Origin of the sequence: Bradyrhizobium semiaridum (genome assembly GCF_020329505.1) — a bacterium.
Classification (GTDB): Bacteria; Pseudomonadota; Alphaproteobacteria; order Rhizobiales; family Xanthobacteraceae; genus Bradyrhizobium; species Bradyrhizobium semiaridum.
Window position 1 is genome coordinate 139,427 of sequence record NZ_JAGKJJ010000009.1, and the last position, 19,829, is coordinate 159,255.

Genomic DNA, 19,829 nt, shown 5'->3' on the forward strand with positions numbered 1-19,829 from the left:
TCCGCTCATGCGGGCTACAAGAGCGCGACCCGTTGGCTCATGCGGGCTACGATTTCTCGCCCGCGGCTAGAACCGCGTCACGATGTCCGACAGCGCGGGGCGCGGGCGGTCTTCGCTTGGCTTGGTCGGGGTGCCGATATGGATCAGGCCGGCGAGCTTCTCGTCCGGCTTCAGGCCGAGCCCCTCCAGCACGTCGCGGTCGAAGGCGAACCAGCCGGTCAGCCAGCAGGCGCCATAGCCGAGCGCGGTTGCCGCGGTGAGGATGTTCATCGCGCTGGCGCCCGCCGACAATTCCTGCTCCCACGGCGGTATCTTCGGATGCGGTTTTGTAAACGAGACCAGGCCGATCACGAGCGGCGCGTCGGTCAGGCGCTTCTTCTCGACTTCGATGTCGGCAGCCGGGGCGCCCGGGTTCTTCCGCGAAAACACCTTTGCGATGACGTCGCCGGCGCGGGCCCTCGCATCGTCCTCGAACACGATGAAGCGCCATGGCGCGAGCTTGCCGTGGTCGGGCACCCGCGCGCCGATGGTCAGGATGGTCTCGAGCTCGGCGGCCGACGGACCGGGGGAGGTCATCTCGCGCGGCTTCACCGAGCGGCGGGTCTTCAGAAGTTCAATGGCATCGGGCACGGAAGGGTCCTTCAGGTAGGGCAGTGCCACCAAGATGGGGGCACTGCCTGTCAGACGAAAGCCTCTTTAGACCGATTGTGAACCTCAGACCGCCGACCGCGTCCGCTTCACGTCCGGCGGCGTCGCCTCGTCGACCAGCGCGGCGAGCGCCTCGTCGGTCGGCATCACGGTCTGCCGCTCGCTGCCGAGGCGGCGGACCGAGACCGAATGCGTTTCGGCCTCCTTCTTGCCGACCACCAGCAGCGCCGGGATCTTGGCCAGCGAGTGCTCGCGGACCTTGTAGTTGATCTTCTCGTTGCGCAGGTCGATCTCGACCCGCAGCCCGGCGCGGCGGGCTGCCGCCGCCACCACCTTGGCGTACTCGTCGCCTTCGGAGGTGATCGTGGTGACCACGACCTGGGTCGGCGCCAGCCAGAGCGGGAAGTTGCCGGCATAGTGCTCGATCAGGATGCCGATGAAGCGCTCCATCGAGCCGCAGATCGCGCGATGCACCATGACCGGGGCCTTCTTCGATCCGTCGTGATCGATGTAGAACGCGCCGAATCGTTCCGGCAGGTTGAAGTCGACCTGGGTGGTGCCGCACTGCCAGTCGCGGCCGATCGCGTCGCGCAGCACATATTCGAACTTCGGCCCGTAGAACGCGCCTTCGCCCGGATTGATCTCGGTCTTGATGTTGTTGTTCTTGGCCTGGATCTCGCGCAGCACCGTGGCCATCACGCGCTCGGCATGATCCCACATCTCGTCGGTGCCGACCCGCTTCTCCGGCCGCGTCGACAGCTTGACGGTGAGCTCGCCCTCGAAGCCGAAATCGGCATAGGTCGACAGGATCAGGTCGTTGATCTTGAGGCACTCGTCGGCGAGCTGTTGCTCGGTGCAGAACACATGCGCGTCGTCCTGGGTGAAGCCGCGCACCCGCATCAGGCCGTGCATCGCGCCCGACGCCTCGTAGCGGTGCACTACGCCGAACTCGGCGAGCCGCAGCGGCAGGTCGCGGTAGCTCTTCAGACCGTGCTTGAAGATCTGCACATGGCCGGGGCAGTTCATCGGCTTCAGCGCAAACCAGCGCTTGTCCTCGGCCTCGTCGCCGGCGGACTGCGCCGCGAACATGTTCTCGCGGTACCAGTCCCAATGGCCCGAGGTCTCCCACAGCACCTTGTCGAGGATTTGCGGGGCGTTGACCTCGTCATAGTCGCCGAGCAGCCGCCGCCGCATATAGGCGATCAGCTGCTGGAAGATGGTCCAGCCCTTGGGGTGCCAGAACACCACGCCCGGGCCTTCCTCCTGGAAGTGGAACAGGTCGAGCTCGCGGCCGAGCTTGCGGTGGTCGCGCTTCTCGGCCTCCTCGATCTGCTTGAGGTAGGCGTCCAGGTCGTCCTGCTTGGCGAACGCCGTGCCGTAGATGCGGGTCAGCATCGGATTGTTGGAATCGCCGCGCCAATAGGCGCCGGCCACCTTCATCAGCTTGAAGGCGCCTCCGATCTTGCCGGTCGAGGTCATGTGCGGGCCGCGGCACAGGTCGAACCAGTCGCCCTGGAAATAGATCTTGATCGGCTCGTTGCCGGGGATGGCGTCGACCAGCTCGACCTTGAAGGCCTCGCCCTTGTCGCGGAACACCTGTTTGGTCTTTTCGCGATCCCAGACCTCTTTCGTGAACGGCTTGTCGCGCGCGATGATCTCGCGCATCCGCTTCTCGATCGCGGCGAAATCGTCCGGGGTGAACGGCTCGTTGCGGAAGAAATCGTAATAGAAGCCGTTCTCGATGACGGGGCCGATCGTCACCTGGGTGCCCGGCCACAGCGACTGCACGGCTTCCGCGAGCACATGCGCGGCATCGTGCCGGATCAGCTCCAGCGCGCGGGGATCCTCGCGACTGATCAGCTCGATCTTCGCGTCAGCCTCGATCGGGTCGTTGAGGTCGGCGAGCGTGCCGTCGAGCGCCATCGCGACGGTGCGCTTGGCGAGCGAGGGCGAGATGCCCTGGGCGATCTCGAGGCCGGTGGTGCCTTTGGGGAAGTCGCGCTTCGCCCCATCCGGAAAGGTGAGGGCGATCTTGTGCACGGGTTCTGCTGGCTTGAGGTTGGACAGGCTGTACTGGAATCCGGACTCGGATTTGGGCGTATCGGGCATGATGACTCCTGTGGCTCACTCCTGCGAACGAGCGCAGGTAAGCGGAAAGCAGCGGTATAGCAGGGGATTCGACGCCTGCAATCCGGCAATATCAAGAAAATCGGGCCTGTCGGACGCACGGGAACGCAGCTCCGGCAAGGTTCTGGCGCGCGCCGCATGCCACCGAACGTTGCGGCCGCGCCGATCATCGTCTAACCTCGACGGCGATTTTTCCGCCGTCGTGCGATCCGCCAATTTCATGTTTGTCCGCCTCCTGCTCCTCGTCGCGTTGCTGTCGTTTCCGGGTGCGTTGCGCGCGGAAGAAACGCGGGTCGAGAAGGCCGGGTTTGCACCGAAGCTGACGATCTATCTTGCCAGGGGGCCGGCGAATGCATGCGGCGCGGGCTGCGACCGCTGGATCACCATCGAGGGCGAGATCGACCGGGACTCGGCGGGCCGGGTCCGCCGCTTCCTTGCCGGCGTCAAGGACACGCAGCGTCCGATCTTCCTGCATTCGCCCGGCGGCAATGTCGAGCAGTCCTACGCGATCGCGCGGCTGCTGCGCACCCGCAAGGCGGTCGCCCGGATCGGCCGCACCATCGTGCCGGCCTGCAATGCCGGCAAGCAGGTCGACGCCGCCTGCCTCAAGATCAAGAACGCGGGCGGCGAGGTCGAGGCCGAACTCGTCACCCGCAACGCGATGTGCAATTCGGCCTGCGGCTATCTGTTCATGGGTGCGACCAACCGCGAGGTGGCGCCCGATGCCGTGATCGCGGTGCATAATTCCCGTTTGACGCTGGTGATCCACGGGCACCCGCCGCCGCAGGTGGTGGCCGACTACAGACGGAGGCAGCTCGCGAGCGCCGATCGCGATCGCGCCGCGTTCATCGCGACGATGGGGATCAAGCGCGAGCTCGAGGATCTGATCAGGACGGTGAAGTTCGAGAGCCAGCACGTGCTGACCCGCCCGGAACTGTATCGATTCGGCATCGACACGCGGCCGTTGCCGGAAACCGCGTGGACGCTGGAGAAGGAGGCGCGGCCCTTCATCCGCAAGATCGCGCTGGAGAAGCGCGCCGACGGCACCTCGTTCCGGACGATGGAGTGGCGGCTGTACTGCGAGAACAAGGATCGCGCGCGCCTGATGTTCGTGCGCGAGCTCGACGAGGGCGGTGCCGGCAAGAGCACGGTGGTGATGATGGCCGGCACCGACAAGGCCGTTGCGTTCGGCAGGCTGCCGGCGCGGATCGGCAAGTATGAGGTCTGGAGCGATGCGGTGAAGCCGGACACCGTCAAGGCGATGCTCGCGGTGCCGCGGCTGCAGGTCGGTGAGAACGTGCCGGCGCAGGACGGCAAGCCGGCGACCGTCACGTTCGACATCGACACGCTCGGGCTCGAGCCGGCGTGGACGCAACTCGCGGCCTCCTGTCCCGCGCCGGCCGCGAGGCCAGTCGCTCCATCGCCCGCAGGTGCATTGCCGAGTGTCAGCGCGGCGCCGGCCGTGACGCCGTCGCCCTGAGCGCAACAGGCGCCGGCCGGGCGGCGGCCATGCATTTAGATGCAGTTGCATTGATCACGGCACATCTGCTAACACGCCGGCCGTGACACGCTTCGCTCCCACCGCCTTGATGCTCGGCAACATCGTCACCGGCTGCTCGGTGATGGCGCCGGCCGGCATGCTCGCGGAATTGTCCGGCGGCCTCGGCGTCACGATCCATGCCGCGGGCCTCTTGATCACCTTCGGCGCGATCGTGCTCTGCGTCGGCTCGCCGGTGACGGCGTGGCTGACCAGCCGGATCGAGCGCCGCCTGCTATTGACGGTCACGCTGCTGGTGCTGACGCTGACCAATGCGGCCTCCGCCTTGGCGCCCGACTACAACAGCCTCCTGATCATCCGCCTCGTGATGCTCGCGGTCGGCGTCCTCTACACGCCGCAGGCGGCGGGCACCGCGGCGCTGATCGTGCCGGTGGAGAAGCGCGGCAGCACCATCGCCTATGTCTTTCTCGGTTGGTCGCTCGCTGCCGCGGTCGGGCTGCCGCTGATCACCTTCATTGCCAGCCGCTACGGTTTTCGCGCGGCCTACGGCGCGATCGCGCTGACCGGCCTCGTGAGCGTCGTGATGTTGTGGTGGCGGTTGCCCGGCGGATTGCACGGCGCGCCGGTCGACTTGCGGACCTGGATCAATCTCGGGCGCAATCCGATGATCGTGCTGCTGCTCGCGATCACGACGCTGCAGATGTCCGGCCAGTTCGTGGTGTTCACCTTCATGGGCCCGCTGCTCGCCAAGCTCACCGGGGCAAGCCCCGATGCGATCGGCATCGCGTTCGCGCTCTACGGCATCTGCGGCTTCATCGGCATCATGATCGCGACCCGCATCGTCGACAGCTGGGGCGCCTGGAAGACCTCGGTGCTGTTCACCGGATTGCTGCTAACCGGCGTCGCCGGCTGGGCGCTGAGCGCCGGCGCCTACGTCTTGATGGCGGCGTCCGTCGCGGTGTGGGGGCTCGGTTTCGCCTCGACCAATTCGATGCAGCAGGTGCGGCTGGTCGCTGCGGCGCCGCCGTTTGCGTCGGCCTCGGTCTCGCTCAACACGTCGGTGCTGTATGTCGGCCAGGCCGTTGGCTCGGCGATCGGCGGGCTGTTGTTCGCACGCGAATGGCTGCACAGCGCGGGCTATGTCGCGGCGGCCTTCGTTGCCGCGGCGCTTGCAATCGTGATCGCGACGCGGCCGCGCTCGTCCGCGCATGCCGCCGCGGCGGAGTAGAAGCGTCTCATTGGACGCGTTTTCTTCACGCGAACCGGTGTCCACTTCGCTCGAAAACGCTTTAATCCGCGATCCGCGTCAGCACCGCCTTGAAGTTGACGCCCGGCATTTGCAGCGCTTCGCCCTCGAAATCGACCATGTCGCCGTTCTCGGTGCCCTTCAGCATCAGCGTGATCATGTCGGTGCCGAACAGCGGCCGGAACGCCGGATCGGGATTATGCCGCTGCGTCGAGATCTTGACGTGGATGCCGTCGCCGCGGTCGGAGTAGTTGCCGACGAACGCAAACGCCGAATTGCCGCCGCGCAGCTTGCCGTTAATGGCGTAGAGCACACCGGTGCCGGTGCCGTGAACGGTATGATACTCGAGCTTGTAGAGACCTTCTCGCAATAGCCAGTCCCCGAAAAATCTTTGTCCCCAATCGATGCACCCTAGGGTGCATACCCAGCGCGAACAATGCTGCGCAGCGCAAATCGTTCAATCATCAACACCACTATTTTCGGGAGGGCCTGCCGCGGCGGGCCGAGCGCAAGCCTTGCGTTGTCAGCGGTTCGCTGAACTCGGCGCGCTCGCATAGCGCGTCAGCGCCGGCGTTGCCGCCATCTTGGTCAGCACGTTGCGGATCGGAAACTCGGTCCAGGCCTGCGTCACATAGCTGCGATGGGTGATGCCGTCGCGCGTCTGCACGAATACCACGCTACCGGGACGCAGCGGTTCGTCCATGCTCTCGCTGACCGCAATGCCCTTGCCGCGCAGCATCGACATCAGCTCGCGGTCGCGCTGCCTGGTGTAGCGGGTGTAGGAGGAGATGAAGAAGCCGGTGCGGTTCTTCTCGATCCAGGAGGCAAACTTGTCGAGCTCGCCATAGACCGCATCGAGCAGCAGCACACCGCGGATGCGACCGGTCGCGCCGCCGACCTCCAGGCTCCAGGCGGTCGGCAGGAAGCCGCCGCTGTAGCCGACGATCACGACCGGCATGTTGGCGAACACCTGCGCCGATTTCGGATCGCCATAGAGGCGGGCGAGGTGGCTGGCGGATTCGTCGAGGAAGCGCTTGAAGCCGCCCGGCTGCCAGAACTTGCCGGCGCTGGAATCGGCGGCATCGACCGCCATCTGCGGCGCAAGCAGCACCGCATTGACCCCGGACTCGGTGATCTGCTGCGGCACCAGCTGGCGGTCGCGGACGTCGCGCTCCAGCGTCGCGCCGTTGCCGTGGAAGAACACCACGATCACGCCTGGCTTGGCGGCGTCAAAACTCTCCGGCACGTGCACCAGCACGCGGCTGTCATTGTAGGTCTCGTTCTGCCAGTAGACACGGCCGGACAGGCTGCGGTGGCCGCGCCGCTCGCCATTGCCGACATTGAGGAAGGGCGCGTCGTTGCGCGGGTTGGTGCCGAAATAGGGGAAGGCGGAGGATTTCATGCTGACCAGCGTGGTCAGCTCGTCGCGCTCGGCCGGGCGCGGCAGCGTCAGAGTCGGCGAGATCGAGGCGATGCGGACCGGGGAGGGCGCAGCCTTCGCTGCCGGCACCTGGGCGGGCGCGACGGCGGCGGTGCGCTGGAACGGCACCAGGCTTTCCTTCTCGGACGGAAAGCGATCGCGGAACTGCGGCGCCGGGAAGCGATCTTCGAACGTATCGGTCGCTTGGGTGTTGGCGGCCACCATTTCGGGGTTGGGTGCCTTGCCGCACTGGGCGAGCGGCAGTGCGAGCGGAATCAGCAGGCAGGCCGCGGCGACCCGGCGGCAGCGGAACGGCCGCGCAGGGCGCGTCGCGCCGGGTGCCATCACCCGGCGGACGCGATCACACCTGTCGACTATCGGCTGTGCCCCGACCATCCACCCCGCTGCCCCGACCCCACCGGCAAACAACGTATTTGAGCTCGTCGGTGTTTAGGTCACGTTAAGCTTCCGGAAGCGTTTCCCCACATCCGGAAAGACATTAGATGACCATCCAATCATGTCTTGATTGTGGGAGGGACCCATCTGCGGTTGCGGGTATGATAAAACCTCTAATGCCCCCAATAAACCCTTGTTAACACTCCTTGAATTGCCGGGCGCGAGCCTGCACGATGCACGAACTCAGGCGGGCGGCGGCTTGAAGGTACGGTCGAGATGGCGGCATCACCTATGGGAAGCGCTGTTCTGCGCGGCCCGCTTCCCGGCACAGGCTCGACCGTTTCGGTGCTGACGGCGACCGCGATCGTCGTCGCCGACATGGTCGGCGTCGGCGTCTTCACCAGCCTCGGCTTCCAGGTCAAGGACATCCCGTCCGGCTTCTCGATCCTGCTGCTCTGGACCATCGGCGGCATCGTCGCGCTGTGCGGGGTGTTCTCCTATGGCGAGCTCGGCGCGATGTTTCCGCGTTCCAGCGGCGAGTACAATTTCCTCGGCCGCGCCTATCACCCCGCATTCGGCTTCGTCGCCGGCTGGGTGTCGGCGACCGTCGGCTTCGCCGCGCCGGTGGCGCTGGCGGCGATGGCGTTCGGCGAGTATGGCCGCGCCATCCTGCCCGACGCGCCGCCGCTCGCGCTCGCCCTCGGCGTGGTGTGGCTGGTGTCGATCGTCCAGCTCACCGGCGTCAGGCACTCGGCGACCTTCCAGCTCATCGCGACCATCCTGAAGGTGGTGCTGATCGTGGCCTTCCTGGTGGCGGGCTTCGTGATCGCGACCCCGCAGCCGACCTCGTTCGCGCCGTCATCGGCGGCGCTCGGGCAGGTGCTGAGCGCGCCGTTCGCGATCAGCCTGGTGTTCGTGATGTATTCGTTCTCGGGCTGGAACGCCGCGACCTACATCATCGGCGAGATGCGCATGCCCGAGCGCAACCTGCCGCGCGCGATGCTGACCGGCACGCTGATCGTGCTGGTGCTCTATGTCGCGCTCAACGCGGTGTTCCTGCACACCGCACCGATCGACAGGCTCGCCGGCCAGCTCGACGTCGCGCGCATCTCCGGCAGCTATGTTTTCGGCGAACTCGGCGGCCGCATCGTCGGCGCGATGATCTGCGTCGGGCTGATCTCCTCGATCTCCGCGATGATGTGGATCGGCCCGCGCGTGATGATGACGATGGGCGAGGACATCCCGGCCTTGCAGCCGTTCGCCCGCCGCTCCGGAAGCGGCGCGCCGGTCTACGCGATCCTGTTCCAGCTGGCGGTGGCGAGCGTGATGCTGCTCACGCGCAGCTTCGAGGCGGTGCTCGACTTCATCCAGTTCGCGCTGCTGTTCTGCTCGTTCTTCGCGGTTGCCGGCGTGATCAAGCTGCGCATCACCCATCCCGAGCTGCCGCGTCCGTACCGGGCCTGGGGATACCCGGTCACGCCGCTGGTTTTCCTGCTCGTGACCGGCTTCATGATGTACTATCTGTTGACGCAGCGCCCGCTGCAGTCGGCGCTTGGGTCCTTGATCATGCTGTCCGGCCTTTTGATCTACGCGATCTTCCGCAAGCGGCCCGATCACTCCTCGACCGAACGCCCAGCCAGCGAACCAGGTAGCGAATGAGAACATCACTGTCCGTCAGGCTCCTGACGCTTGCTGCGGCCCTGTTGCTGTTTGCGCCGGCGGCGCGCGCGGCCGAGGTGACGGCCAACGACACCGCGCGTTTCCTCGCTGGCATGGCGCCGTCGGCCGAGTCTGCGCTGACGCCGCTGACGCGGGACCCGGCCTGGCAGCGTCACGCGAAATTCTTCGACCAGGCCTTCGCCCAGCTCGAGCAGCGGCAGATCGCGAAGATCCGTGCCTGGTCCGATGCCAATCTCGCCGCGCCGAAGCCGACCATGTTCTACATGTTCTCGGGACCGGACTTCCTCTACGCCAATGCCTTCTACCCGAAGGCGACGACCTATGTGCTGAGCGCGCTCGAGCCGCCCGGCAGCGTCGCCGATCTCACCACGCTGCCGCGCGGCGGCGTCGCGGCGGCGCTGCACAATGTCGAGCGCTCGATGGCCTCGATCCTGAGCTTCTCCTTCTTCATCACCAAGCAGATGAAGACTGACCTGCATGCCGGCCAGGTCAGCGGCACCTTGCCGATCCTCTACGTGTTCCTGGCGCGCTCCGGCATGACCATCCGCGACGTCAAGCCCGTCGCGCTGGACGACAGCGGGGCGCTGTCGGTCGGCGTCGACGCGCCGGCGCGCAGCACTGCGCGCGGCGTCCGCATCCTGTTTGCAGGGCCCGACGGGGTGGAGAAGACGCTGTATTATTTCTCGACCGATCTCTCCAATTCCGGCGTCAAGGCGAGCGGCTTCTTGAAGTTCTGCGCGACGCTGGCGCCCGGCAACAGCCTGATCAAGAGCGCCTCCTATCTGATGCACGCCGGCAATTTCTCGACCGTGCGCAGCTTCATCCTCGCCAACAGCGCGACCGTGATCCAGGACGATTCCGGGATCCCGCTCGGCTATTACAGTTCGAAGCGGTGGCGCTTTTTCCCGTTCGGCAGCTATCGCGGGCCGATCGACAAGTTCCCGGGCCGCTACCAGCATTCTTATGCCGACCTGTTCCGCCGCGCCCAGCCGATCGATTTCGGCATCGGCTATCGCTGGCGCACCTATGAAACCAATCTGCTGTTGTCGGTGAAGCTGCCCGATGACGGCACCGCGGCGGAAGCTTCTGCCGTGCCGGAGGAGCCGGCCGCGCCGCCGCCACGGCCAAAGCCGCGCCGGCCGCGCCCGCCACCCCCACCGCCGCCATTCGGCTTCTGGTACTGGCGGTAATGCTCCCGTCGCCCGGATGGAGCGAAGCGCAATCCGGGATCCTTTATTGTGCGGAGAGAACCCCGGATTGCACTTGCGCTCCATCCGGGCTACGCGGCGCAGCGCCTCACCACTTCACGCTCTGGCTCGGCACGATGAACGCCGTGGTATTCGGCGTGTCGGGGCGATGGATGAAGTAAGCGTAGGCGGCAACGATCAGGATGAGCAGAGCGAGCACGGCCAGCAGATCGATCTGCCGCGGATCGTGCCCATTGTGGCTGATTTTCCAGCGCATTGTTGTGTCCTCGCGAGGAGCAAAACAACAATGCGGCAGGCTTCGCCACAGTTCCACGCGTCAGCAATGCGTCCTTCGACTGAAAGCGCCGCAGCGAATCCGTCAGGCGTCGTTGACGCCGCGCCAACGGCCATAGCGCCAGGGCAGGTACCAGCGCGCGCCCTGTGGCTTGATCTGGGGCACGTTGTCGATCCCGGATGTGCCGAACGGATGACAGCGCAGCAGCCGCGCCAGCGTCATCCAGCCGCCGGCCCACAACCCGAAGCGCTCGATCGCCTCATCGCCATAGACCGAGCAGGTCGGCAGATGCCGGCAATTGTAGCCGACCAGCGGCGACATCGTGTGCCGATAGATCCAGATCAGGCCGCGCCCGCTATTGCGCGGCAGGCGGCGCAGCGTGCTGGCACAGCTCGTGCATCGATCTGGGCACGACGTTGGATGGTCGGTGGACGGCATGACGCTCAATGTACGTAGTCTTGCGGGGGTTCCAAGCCAAGGAACTGAGTTGTTGCAGATATTTACGCCACAGTTCGCATTTATCGCACTGCGCCAAGAGCGCCGCAGCGAAGGTCCTATGGACGGTCTCGACGAGCAAGATTACCGTTCCGCTCGCGCTCCGATGACAGAATCATGGCGCGCTGACCATGGGGCCGTGGCCGCCGCTCGTACCAAAGGTTCGGGGGAAGGAACCAAATTGAAGCTGCTGAAGTCCCGTTTGTTGCGCAACTGGGCGCTGTTCGGCGCCGTTGCCTTTTGCATCACAGGTTCCGGCACGGTCCCGACACTGGGCAATTCCGCCCGGGCCGGCTCGGCCCTCGAGGAACGCAAGCTGCCGATGAAGTTCAGCTGGATCGCCTGCCAGCCGAATTGCCGCGGCTGGGTGTCGGCGGTCGGCATCATCACCGCGGACAGCCCGAAGGAATTCGACGAGTTCGCCCGCGGCCGCCAGCTGAGCGGCGCCACCATCGTGCTCGATTCCTCCGGCGGCTCGGTCAATGACGCGATCGCGCTCGGCCGCCGCTTCCGCGGCCTCGGCCTGCTGACGACGGTCGGCACCAGCGTAATCAGCCAGACCGCGCAGGGCGAGCGCGCCAGCGTCGTGCCGGACGCCTATTGCGAGTCGATGTGCGCGTTCCTGCTGCTGTCGGGCAAGACGCGCTATGTTCCGCCGGCCGCGCATGTCCGCGTCCACCAGATCTGGATGGGCGACCGCGCGGATGATGCGCGGGCCGCGAGCTACAGCGCGCAGGACCTGATGATCGTCGAGCGCGACATCGGCCGCCTCGCCAAATACACTTTCGACATGGGCGGCGCGGGCGAATTGCTGGCGCTGTCGCTCAGCGTGCCGCCGTGGGAAGATTTGCACGAATTGTCGGCGGAGGAATTGCGGCTGACCAATCTCGTCACGACCGATGCGGTCGCCGACGTGCTGCCGCGCCAGGACAACGCGATCCCGATGGCCGAAGCCAAGCCGAAGGACCGCGAGCGCTTCGTGAGCAGCACGGCCGATGCCGACGCCCAGCCGCAGGCGGCGAGGGCGACCAAGACCGCCGAGGCGGTGGCGACCGGCGGCAAGGCGCCGCCGGCACCAGCGCCGGTGCAGCCGGTGCAGTAGGGTCCGGCCGAGAGTGAATTGTCGTTCCGGGACGCAGCGAGCGGATCCAGCGCCTTGAGGATTTCCTCCTCAACAAGTCGCCCGCATGAGCGACGCGGCATGCGGGACTTTGCGACCGCATATCACGTCGCTCATGCTGGCTACGCTTGCTAGGTTGGCCTAAGTGTTCTCGGCAGGCGGTGCCATTTCCGTCACCGGAAGTTGGAGTAGTCTATAGGAGACGCGCGATCTTCAGATCGCCGATCGCCTCGATCAAGCGCTACGAACGTGGACAAACTTCCGGTCGCCCCCTGAGAAGAGCGACATCAGAATGCTTAAGAACCATTCGAAGTTGGTTTGAAAAGTCGGCCGAGGCTGTGATTTGGCGACCATCTAGATAGCCGCTTACCTTCTGCCGTCCGCCCTTATCATTGGTATAGATTCTTCCCACTACTATATCTCGATTTCTGAAGAGGATTCCAATTCGCAAGTCGATATCCCAACTTGGTTCCTCATGAAATGAGAGTTGCGACCGACTTATGATCTCGATTATTTCTTGAAAAGCAGAGCCACTGTCCGATTTAATCTCGTAAACACAAGAGACGCGAGGCAGGTAGCTCTCGTCAACTGACACGCGAAACATCGAGGGATATGGAACAATCATCAATTGCAAGTTTGTAGCCGTTCGGAGCTGCTCAAGCATGGAAGCGGGATCAGGCAAGCCCAGCCTTGTTTTTGAAGAATCGCTGTTCGCCGCCCTCGCAAGAACGGTAACAAGAAGCGCAACTACAAGAGCTGAACTCAATAGAGAACCTGCACGTCGACGCATCATTGACGATCCGATTTGTTCTCGCATCTCGACCTCACCTCCGAACAGCGCTACCACATCCACGATCCGCATGTTCGTTCCGCTTCTCCATTCCACCGCCAAGAGCCGCGTGCTGCCTCGTTCAATGCGTATGGCGACGATGTAATCGGCCAGCACCTGCAGCGCGACGCCGATCAGGCGGATAAGAGGGAGTGTCGACTGTAACACCCCGACCTGCGTGAGCAGTGATCCAATTGTCAACTTTGATATCTGTTGGATGACTTGGGTTTGACGACACCTCGTTCTGAACGGTGGCGGTGATCACCACCTCTCGTCCCATAGTGAGGAGCAAGTCTAGCTTGTCGGCTTTTGCGAGCGATATTAGGGTTGCGGAATCAACAATCAGTCGCCCGCCGTAAGCGGTCTTAACAAGACCGGTATTATAGATAAAATCATTCTGGGCCATTTTGGCTCGGAGCAGCTAGGGTAGACTTCAGATTGAAAGTCCAAGTTCGCGCCGAGCTGCCCTGCGAAGTTCTGTGATCAGAGAGCCGGTATCAAAGGTATGCAAGGCGCCATATCGAGCTCCTACGAAATCTTCGACCAACATTGAGATGGAGGGCAGCTTGGCCGACCCATCTTCATGGAGTTGATTGACCTCACGGTCCTTCAGGCTTGCCCAAAGGACCTCATCTCGCCGCGCCATCCGGACAAGTTCAGCGATTTGCTCGTTCGTCATCAGTACTGCGCGGACCATCTCGGGCCTCCCTTTCGTGACTTTCCTAAGATAGTAGGAATCTTTTTTCGGCGGCTTCGCATAGTCTCTCTCACATCTCCACCGCACCTCCGATCGGCGCCACAACATCAACAATCCGCATCTTCGTCTCCCTCTTCCATCGGCCGCGGAGAGCCGCGACCGTTGCCGCTGGGTGACGTGGTGCGGATGGTCGGGGATGATGACACGGGCGAGGCGGGCCATGTGGGATGATGCTGGCGATGATGTCCGGAGTCCATTGAATGCACCGTCACCGCAATTCTTAACAAGACCGGTATTACAGAAAAATTGGAGATTTCCACCTCGACGCCGGATCGCAAGGTTTAGGCCGGCAACCCAAGCTCTTGTCGGATTGGCAACCGAAGCGCGACTATCAGGGAGCCGATTGCATAGTTGTGCGAGGCGCCACATCGCTCTTTGACAAAATCCTCGACCAATATGGAAATCGATGGGATCTTAACCGATCCGTCCTGGTTGAATTGATCAAGTTCGCGATCCTTGAGTGCCGCCCAAAGCGTGTGGTCTCGCCGTGCAATTTCGACGAGCTCCGCGATCTGCTGCTTGGACATCATCGTTGCGCGAACCATTTTGATCTCTTCAGTTCACTGTACTCAGCCAGAGAGGATCAGATTTCACCGGACTATTTGGACTAGTTTGCGCTATTATCGAGCGCATTTGCACGTATCTCCGGCTCATCTCCAACGGTGCCACCCCACGATCTGCATGTCGGTTCCGCTCTTCAATTCCAACGCCGAGAGCCCCGTGTTGCGTGCATCAATGCGTTTGGCGATGATGTCATCGGCCAGCGTTGCGAGACATCAGCTAGATACTAGAACACTGCCCTTGCTGCGCACAGCACGACCCGTTCGCTCCGAGACGCGCTAAAGCAGTTCATCCTAGATGAAGCCTTGGATCCCGGACCGGATTTGGCGGAGGGGCCGAAATGTCCCGGAATGCTAGCGACTAAGACCTCAACCCTCGCAGAGGCAGCGTATACAAATAGAAACAAACGGCACAAGTGGAAAAGTAGATCGCGCCGTCAGAGACACGTTGAAGCTGTGTTTGGCTCGGTTAAGCTTTTGCCGGGGCAAACCGCCTGAGCGCGGCGACGGAGCCGTCCGCAGGAATTTAATCAGTGAGTTGCCCGACGACGCAAGCCCCCGCGGTGAAAATATTTCGCTTTTTCGTAATCGGGGTTTGGTGTATGAATCCTCTCGTCTCACCCAATCGAGGGGCGCTGCGCATCGTCACGGTGTTGCGGTGAGATGCGGTGGACGCCGCGCGTGTCAGCGACGACAGCACGCGAGGCGGACGGTGAAATCGTGCAGGCCGGACGCCCTAGCGGCAGGTGTCCTCTCGCTCGATGCAATTGCGTCTTGCGAGGGCGGTGACAACAAAGCCCAGTCTCGCCGGGGTAAGCACGTATAAGCCGTAACCCATCGCGCAGGGAAAGCCGGGTTGCTTCCGGTTACACCTGTGGTCCTACCCCCGTGCTTTCTACCCATCGCACGGGGCCCATGGGTGCGATCGGCACCCGGCTTTCCCTGCGCCCTCCGTTCTCGAAGGGCGAAACGAAATGCAAAGCTCGGACAAATCATGTCGCGAGAACGCGACCCTATATCCCCAAACTCTGCCGTCATCGCCGGCTCGACCAGGTCAAGCCGGGCGATGACACCGCGTTGTTTGGCAGACCCTGCGAAACCAAACTCCGTGTCGTCCCGGCGAAGGCCGGGACCCATAACCACGAATGTCAGTTGGTTCGCGGCGCTAGGGCCACAGCTTTCTTCAACAACTCAACCCAGTGGTTATGGGTCCCGGCCTTCGCCGGGACGACACGCGGGGAGAGAGCGCGCGTCGCAGAACGCAGCCCGCCTACGCCGGCTGCTTCGCCTTGGCCTCGATCTGGCCGATCGCATCGACCACGGCATCGAACGTCAACAGGGTCGACGCATGGCGGGCCTTGTAGTCGCGCACCGGTTCGAGCAGGGCGATGTCGGCCCATTTGCCGCCGGCGGGCGGCTGGCCGTTGTCCTTCAGCATCTTGCGGACGGTCTCGCGCAATTCGCGCAGTTCGTCAGCGGTCGAGCCCACCACGTGGCTCGCCATGATCGAGGAGGAGGCCTGGCCGAGCGCGCAAGCCTTCACGTCATGGGCGAAGTCGGTCACCACGCCGCCGTCCATCTTGAGGTCGACCTTCACGGTCGAGCCGCACAGCTTGGAATGGGCGGTGGCGCTGGCGTCGGGATCCTTGAGCCGCCCGAGGCGCGGAATATTGCCGGCCAACTCGATGATCCGCTTGTTGTAAATGTCGTTCAGCATGGGCAGGGGCCTGGTTCCGGCGGGGCCGGGCGCCTTCGGGCGCACGCGCGTTCCTGGGGCGCGCGCACGCTCTTGGCGGCTGGGTTTCACCGTCCTATATATGAACAGCATCGGCGGAAACATAGCCCGGCCATGCAGCCGCTGCGGCCCACCTCCGCCGCAACGGTGCTACCATTACGGACTCAGGCGCCCGGCGGCACGAAAAATCCGCCCCGTCTGCCCGGTGACACATCCGGCCCAGTATTTTGCCAGGCCGGTCGAACGGAGAAGACATGGACGCCTTGATCAAATCGATCCGCCCCACCAAGCCGACCGACAAGACCGCCGAGCCCCGCCAGGGCGAGCTCGATCCTTCCGAATTCATGGCCGTCGCGGTCCGCGCCGACCAGCCGCGCCCGTCGCGGGCGGAGGCCGAGGCGGCGGTGAAGACGCTGCTCAGCTATATCGGCGAGAACACCGCCCGCGAGGGCCTGCTCGATACGCCGCGCCGCGTCGTCGAGGCCTATGACGAGCTCTATCAGGGCTATCATCAGTGCCCGGCCGAGGTGCTGAACCGCACCTTTGGCGAGACCGCCGGCTACGACGATTTCGTGCTGATCCGCGACATCGAGTTCACCTCGCAGTGCGAGCATCACATGATGCCGTTCTACGGCAAGGCGCATATCGCCTATACGCCGGTGGAGCGCGTGGTCGGCCTGTCCAAGCTGGCGCGGCTGACCGACATCTTCGCCCGCCGCCTGCAGACCCAGGAGCATCTCACCGCGCAGATCGCGGCGGCGATCGACGAGATCCTGAAGCCGCGCGGCGTTGCAGTGCTGATCGAGGCGGAGCATACCTGCATGTCGGTCCGCGGCGTCGCCAAGCATGGCGCCTCGACCTTCACCAGCCGCTTCACCGGCATGTTCCGCGACAATCCGGCGGAGCAGCAGCGCTTCCTGTCCCTGGTGCGAGGACCTAACCGGTAACCTCGCAGATTTTCGAGCGAGGTTTTTCGTGTCCGCATCGAGCCACGATCACGACCGCGAGGAGGGGCTGGCGTTCCAGCCCAAATTCGACGGGGCCGGTCTCGTCACCTGCGTCGCGACCGATGTCGCGAGCGGCGACGTGTTGATGGTCGCGCACATGAACGACGAGGCGCTGCGCAAGACGATTGCGACCGGCGAGGGCTGGTATTTCAGCCGCTCGCGCAATGCGCTGTGGCGCAAAGGCGAGAGTTCCGGCCAGACCCAGCGCGTCGTTGAGATCCGGATGGACTGCGACCAGGACGCGGTGTGGCTCAAGGTCGAGCAGATCGGCGCGGCCTGCCATACCGGGCGGCGCTCCTGCTTCTATCGCGCGGTGACGGACGAGGGCGGGGCGGTCAGCCTGGCCTTTGTCGACGCCGACCGGCTGTTCGATCCGGCCGAGGTCTACCGCAAGTGATGCTTAACGTGCCATTAACCATAATTGCGGCAACCTGACACCACATGGGCACCGATCACCGGTGCCCGGGCAAGGCACCGGACGAGGATGGCGGTCGACACACTCAATGCCTCGGCTGCGGCAGGTGTCGATCCCTCGCGCCTGAAGATCGCAAGCTCGATCAGGCAGGCCGCGTCGACGACCGGCACGAGCTTCCAGTATCTGCTCACCACCGCGAAGATGGAATCCAATTTCAATGCGCGGGCCGGGGCCTCGACCTCGTCGGCGCATGGACTGTTCCAGTTCATCGACCAGACCTGGCTCGGCACCGTCAAGGAAGCTGGCAGCCAGCTCGGCTACGGCAGATATGCCGACGCCATCACGAAAAATTCCGACGGCAGCTATTCGGTCAGCGACGCCTCCGCGCGCAACGCGATCATGAAGCTGCGCGACGATCCGGATGCGGCGTCGGCGATGGCGGGGGTGCTGACGCAATCCAACAGCTTCAAGCTGACCGGCAAGATCGGCCGCCGCCCGACCGACGCCGAGCTCTACATGGCGCACTTCATGGGCGTCGGCGGCGCCGGCAGGCTGATCTCGAGCGCCGAGGATTCCCCTGGCGCCAATGCGGCGGCGATGTTTCCGAAGGCGGCCGCCGCCAACCAGTCGATCTTCTACGACAAGTCGGGCAACGCGCGCAGCGTCTCGCAGGTCTATTCGGTCTTGACCACGCGCTATGTCGCGGCCGCCAATTCGCAGGACACGCGCACGGCGTTCGCGGCCGCGGGCGGCGGCGACACCATGAGCCCGTATGCGGTCGCCGGCGCAGCGCCGACACCGGCGCTGACCATGGACACCGCGTCCTATCTCTCGACCTTCCCCGATGCCCGCGCGGCAGCGCCGGTCGGCGCGACCACCGCGACCGCATCGGCGATGCAGCAGGCGCCGATGTTCCGCTCGCTGTACCAGGGCGGCGATCGTCCGCAGCCGATTTCGCCGGCGGTGCAGGAATTGTGGGGCGGCTCGTCTTCGCTGACCGCGTCCGCGACGCCGCAGGTTCGCGCCCCCGGCCGGCTCGACCTGTTCAGCGATCCGAGCGGCAGCTACAGCGGCTAGCGGCTCCCCGGCCTGCGGGCCTTAACGAAACGTCAATAATCCCAAACGTTTATGGTGAACCCTTTGTTAAGCGTCATGGTTTATTTTTCCTTGTAGTGGCGTCGCATACCGGCGCCGTCTCGTTGCGTAAGCCGGCAGGACCATGATCGTTCGGCAGTTCATTAGTTGGATTAGGACCGCTCCCGCAGGCGAGCGGGCAGAGGCGACGCGGGCCCTGGCACGAGCCTGGCTCATTTCAGACCTCTCCGAAGACGACCGCATCGCAGCCGAAGGCGCGCTGCTGATGCTGCTCGACGATCCATCGCCGCTGGTGCGCCAGGCGATGGCCGAGGTGTTCGCCCGCAGCGCCGATGCGCCGGCAGCCATCGTGCGGGCATTGTCAGCCGACCAGGTCGCGATCGCGCTGCCGGTGCTGGAACATTCTCCGCTCTTGATCGATGCCGATCTCGTCGACATCGTCGCGACCGGCTCCGACGAGATGCAATGCGCGATCGCGCGCCGCATCGACCTGCCGCCCTCCGTCGCCGCCGCGATCGCCGAGGTCGGCTCGGCGGCGGCGGCGCTGGAACTGATCGAGAATCCCTATGCAGGGCTCGCGCCGTTCACGTGGGACCGTATCGTCGAGCGGCACGGCCATCTCGCCGCGATCCGCGAGTCCATGCTGCAACTCGAGGACCTGCCGTCGGCGACGCGGATGGCGCTGGTCGCAAAGCTCTCCGACACGCTGGCGCAGTTCGTGGTGGCGCGGAACTGGCTCGGCGCCGACCGTGCCGAACGGATCGCCGGCGAGGCGCGGGAGCGCTCCACGATCAACATCGCCGCGCGCGCCTTCGGCGATGACATGCAGAGCCTGATCACCCATCTGCGCGCCAGCGGCCAGCTCACCGCGGGCCTGATCCTGCGCGCGCTGTTGTCGGGCAATCTCGATTTGTTCGGCGCAGCGCTCGCCGAACTGTCCGGGCTGCCTTGCGGGCGCGTCTCGGCGCTGCTGAACGATCGCGGCGGCAGCGGGCTGCAGGCGCTGCTGCGCAAGGCGGGCCTGCCGGAATCCACCTACGCCGCGTTCCGTGTCGCGCTCGAGGCCAGCCAAGAGATCGGCTTCGTCGACTCTGGCGAGGGCGCGGCGCGGCTGCACCGGCGGATGGTGGAGCGGGTGCTGACCCATTGTGAAACCGACCATTCGGCCGCCGAGCCGCTGCTGATCCTGCTGCGGCGGTTCGCGACGGAATCGGCGCGGGAAGATGCGCGCATGTTCTGCGACGAGATCGCGGCGGAAGATGCCATCGCACCGCTGCCCTATGACGACCTGATCGCGGCCTAGCCTAGGCCGCTTCTCA

At 64.5% G+C, this 19,829-nt stretch carries 20 protein-coding genes; 9 read left to right on the forward strand and 11 right to left on the reverse strand.

Annotated elements, in window-relative coordinates:
* Window positions 1-66 precede the first annotated feature (66 nt).
* Window positions 67-630 carry a nitroreductase family protein gene (locus J6500_RS13665; protein ID WP_225713217.1) on the reverse strand — a complete coding sequence of 188 codons (564 nt, stop codon included), beginning with the start codon at window positions 628-630 and terminating at the stop codon, window positions 67-69.
* Window positions 631-714: 84 nt separating this feature from the next.
* Window positions 715-2,757 (reverse strand): threonine--tRNA ligase, encoded by a 2,043-nt coding sequence (thrS, locus tag J6500_RS13670; protein ID WP_225713218.1) that lies wholly within the window; start codon window positions 2,755-2,757, stop codon window positions 715-717.
* Between the two features lie 238 nt (window positions 2,758-2,995).
* Here thrS and J6500_RS13675 point away from each other — a divergent pair, with 238 nt between their 5' ends.
* Both J6500_RS13675 and J6500_RS13680 read left to right on the forward strand, forming a co-directional pair.
* A complete protein-coding gene (locus J6500_RS13675) occupies window positions 2,996-4,255 on the forward strand; it encodes a hypothetical protein (protein WP_225713219.1) in 1,260 nt (419 codons plus the stop codon).
* A 109-nt stretch (window positions 4,256-4,364) separates the two neighbouring features.
* Window positions 4,365-5,501, forward strand: coding sequence for an MFS transporter (locus J6500_RS13680; RefSeq protein ID WP_225713288.1), 1,137 nt, complete (start codon window positions 4,365-4,367; stop codon window positions 5,499-5,501).
* Between the two features lie 61 nt (window positions 5,502-5,562).
* Here J6500_RS13680 and J6500_RS13685 read toward each other — a convergent pair whose 3' ends face one another.
* Window positions 5,563-5,889 carry a GrlR family regulatory protein gene (locus tag J6500_RS13685; protein WP_225713220.1) on the reverse strand — a complete coding sequence of 109 codons (327 nt, stop codon included), beginning with the start codon at window positions 5,887-5,889 and terminating at the stop codon, window positions 5,563-5,565.
* 153 nt (window positions 5,890-6,042) lie between these two features.
* Window positions 6,043-7,284, reverse strand: coding sequence for an alpha/beta hydrolase (locus tag J6500_RS13690; protein WP_376707801.1), 1,242 nt, complete (start codon window positions 7,282-7,284; stop codon window positions 6,043-6,045).
* A 327-nt stretch (window positions 7,285-7,611) separates the two neighbouring features.
* On the opposite strand from J6500_RS13690, the gene J6500_RS13695 reads away from it, so the two are divergent.
* Both J6500_RS13695 and J6500_RS13700 read left to right on the forward strand, forming a co-directional pair.
* Complete coding sequence (locus J6500_RS13695; RefSeq protein WP_376707798.1) at window positions 7,612-8,994, forward strand: APC family permease; 1,383 nt, start codon at window positions 7,612-7,614, stop codon at window positions 8,992-8,994.
* Window positions 8,991-10,205, forward strand: a complete 1,215-nt coding sequence (locus J6500_RS13700; protein WP_225713222.1) for a hypothetical protein — start codon at window positions 8,991-8,993, stop codon at window positions 10,203-10,205. Before J6500_RS13695 ends, J6500_RS13700 begins: the two co-directional genes overlap by 4 nt.
* 106 nt (window positions 10,206-10,311) lie before the next feature.
* On the opposite strand, the gene J6500_RS13705 is transcribed toward J6500_RS13700, so the two are convergent.
* Window positions 10,312-10,479, reverse strand: coding sequence for a hypothetical protein (locus J6500_RS13705; RefSeq protein WP_225713223.1), 168 nt, complete (start codon window positions 10,477-10,479; stop codon window positions 10,312-10,314).
* Between the two features lie 102 nt (window positions 10,480-10,581).
* Entirely contained in the window at window positions 10,582-10,935 is a 354-nt protein-coding gene (gene yidD, locus J6500_RS13710) for a membrane protein insertion efficiency factor YidD (RefSeq protein ID WP_225713224.1), read from the reverse strand.
* Between the two features lie 238 nt (window positions 10,936-11,173).
* Between yidD and J6500_RS13715 the strand changes: the two genes are divergently transcribed.
* Entirely contained in the window at window positions 11,174-12,094 is a 921-nt protein-coding gene (locus J6500_RS13715) for a COG3904 family protein (protein ID WP_225713225.1), read from the forward strand.
* A 259-nt stretch (window positions 12,095-12,353) separates the two neighbouring features.
* Here J6500_RS13715 and J6500_RS13720 read toward each other — a convergent pair whose 3' ends face one another.
* The 5 genes from J6500_RS13720 to J6500_RS13735 form a co-directional block, all read right to left on the reverse strand.
* On the reverse strand, window positions 12,354-13,109 hold the full coding sequence (locus J6500_RS13720) for a hypothetical protein (protein WP_225713226.1): 756 nt from the start codon (window positions 13,107-13,109) through the stop codon (window positions 12,354-12,356).
* Window positions 13,024-13,347 carry a PIN domain-containing protein gene (locus J6500_RS32330; RefSeq protein ID WP_512699709.1) on the reverse strand — a complete coding sequence of 108 codons (324 nt, stop codon included), beginning with the start codon at window positions 13,345-13,347 and terminating at the stop codon, window positions 13,024-13,026. The genes J6500_RS13720 and J6500_RS32330 overlap by 86 nt, the downstream gene beginning before the upstream one ends.
* A gap of 27 nt (window positions 13,348-13,374) precedes the next feature.
* Window positions 13,375-13,638 (reverse strand): hypothetical protein, encoded by a 264-nt coding sequence (locus J6500_RS13725; protein WP_225713227.1) that lies wholly within the window; start codon window positions 13,636-13,638, stop codon window positions 13,375-13,377.
* Window positions 13,639-13,979: 341 nt separating this feature from the next.
* Window positions 13,980-14,243 carry a hypothetical protein gene (locus tag J6500_RS13730; RefSeq protein WP_225713228.1) on the reverse strand — a complete coding sequence of 88 codons (264 nt, stop codon included), beginning with the start codon at window positions 14,241-14,243 and terminating at the stop codon, window positions 13,980-13,982.
* 1,285 nt (window positions 14,244-15,528) lie between these two features.
* Window positions 15,529-15,975, reverse strand: a complete 447-nt coding sequence (locus J6500_RS13735; protein ID WP_225713229.1) for an iron-sulfur cluster assembly scaffold protein — start codon at window positions 15,973-15,975, stop codon at window positions 15,529-15,531.
* 272 nt (window positions 15,976-16,247) lie between these two features.
* Between J6500_RS13735 and folE the strand changes: the two genes are divergently transcribed.
* The 4 genes from folE to J6500_RS13755 all read left to right on the forward strand — a co-directional run bounded on the left by folE (window position 16,248) and on the right by J6500_RS13755 (window position 19,813).
* The gene (gene folE, locus J6500_RS13740; protein ID WP_225713230.1) at window positions 16,248-16,940 is read left to right on the forward strand and encodes a GTP cyclohydrolase I FolE; all 693 of its coding nucleotides are present in this window, start codon (window positions 16,248-16,250) and stop codon (window positions 16,938-16,940) included.
* A gap of 28 nt (window positions 16,941-16,968) precedes the next feature.
* Complete coding sequence (hisI, locus tag J6500_RS13745; protein ID WP_225713231.1) at window positions 16,969-17,397, forward strand: phosphoribosyl-AMP cyclohydrolase; 429 nt, start codon at window positions 16,969-16,971, stop codon at window positions 17,395-17,397.
* A gap of 87 nt (window positions 17,398-17,484) precedes the next feature.
* The gene (locus J6500_RS13750; RefSeq protein ID WP_225713232.1) at window positions 17,485-18,492 is read left to right on the forward strand and encodes a transglycosylase SLT domain-containing protein; all 1,008 of its coding nucleotides are present in this window, start codon (window positions 17,485-17,487) and stop codon (window positions 18,490-18,492) included.
* A gap of 142 nt (window positions 18,493-18,634) precedes the next feature.
* A complete protein-coding gene (locus J6500_RS13755; RefSeq protein ID WP_225713233.1) occupies window positions 18,635-19,813 on the forward strand; it encodes a DUF2336 domain-containing protein in 1,179 nt (392 codons plus the stop codon).
* Window positions 19,814-19,829: the final 16 nt, after the last annotated feature.

Coding starts and splice junctions, on each gene's coding strand:
- J6500_RS13730 (WP_225713228.1), bottom strand. CDS start 14,243: ATGGTTCGCGCAACGATGATGTCCAAGCAGCAGATCGCGGAGCTCGTC.
- J6500_RS32330 (WP_512699709.1), bottom strand. CDS start 13,347: ATGGCCCAGAATGATTTTATCTATAATACCGGTCTTGTTAAGACCGCT.
- J6500_RS13675 (WP_225713219.1), top strand. CDS start 2,996: ATGTTTGTCCGCCTCCTGCTCCTCGTCGCGTTGCTGTCGTTTCCGGGT.
- J6500_RS13700 (WP_225713222.1), top strand. CDS start 8,991: ATGAGAACATCACTGTCCGTCAGGCTCCTGACGCTTGCTGCGGCCCTG.
- J6500_RS13680 (WP_225713288.1), top strand. CDS start 4,365: ATGCTCGGCAACATCGTCACCGGCTGCTCGGTGATGGCGCCGGCCGGC.
- J6500_RS13755 (WP_225713233.1), top strand. CDS start 18,635: ATGATCGTTCGGCAGTTCATTAGTTGGATTAGGACCGCTCCCGCAGGC.
- thrS (WP_225713218.1), bottom strand. CDS start 2,757: ATGCCCGATACGCCCAAATCCGAGTCCGGATTCCAGTACAGCCTGTCC.
- J6500_RS13705 (WP_225713223.1), bottom strand. CDS start 10,479: ATGCGCTGGAAAATCAGCCACAATGGGCACGATCCGCGGCAGATCGAT.
- yidD (WP_225713224.1), bottom strand. CDS start 10,935: ATGCCGTCCACCGACCATCCAACGTCGTGCCCAGATCGATGCACGAGC.
- J6500_RS13695 (WP_376707798.1), top strand. CDS start 7,612: ATGGCGGCATCACCTATGGGAAGCGCTGTTCTGCGCGGCCCGCTTCCC.
- J6500_RS13750 (WP_225713232.1), top strand. CDS start 17,485: ATGGCGGTCGACACACTCAATGCCTCGGCTGCGGCAGGTGTCGATCCC.
- folE (WP_225713230.1), top strand. CDS start 16,248: ATGGACGCCTTGATCAAATCGATCCGCCCCACCAAGCCGACCGACAAG.
- J6500_RS13690 (WP_376707801.1), bottom strand. CDS start 7,284: ATGGCACCCGGCGCGACGCGCCCTGCGCGGCCGTTCCGCTGCCGCCGG.
- J6500_RS13735 (WP_225713229.1), bottom strand. CDS start 15,975: ATGCTGAACGACATTTACAACAAGCGGATCATCGAGTTGGCCGGCAAT.
- J6500_RS13725 (WP_225713227.1), bottom strand. CDS start 13,638: ATGGTCCGCGCAGTACTGATGACGAACGAGCAAATCGCTGAACTTGTC.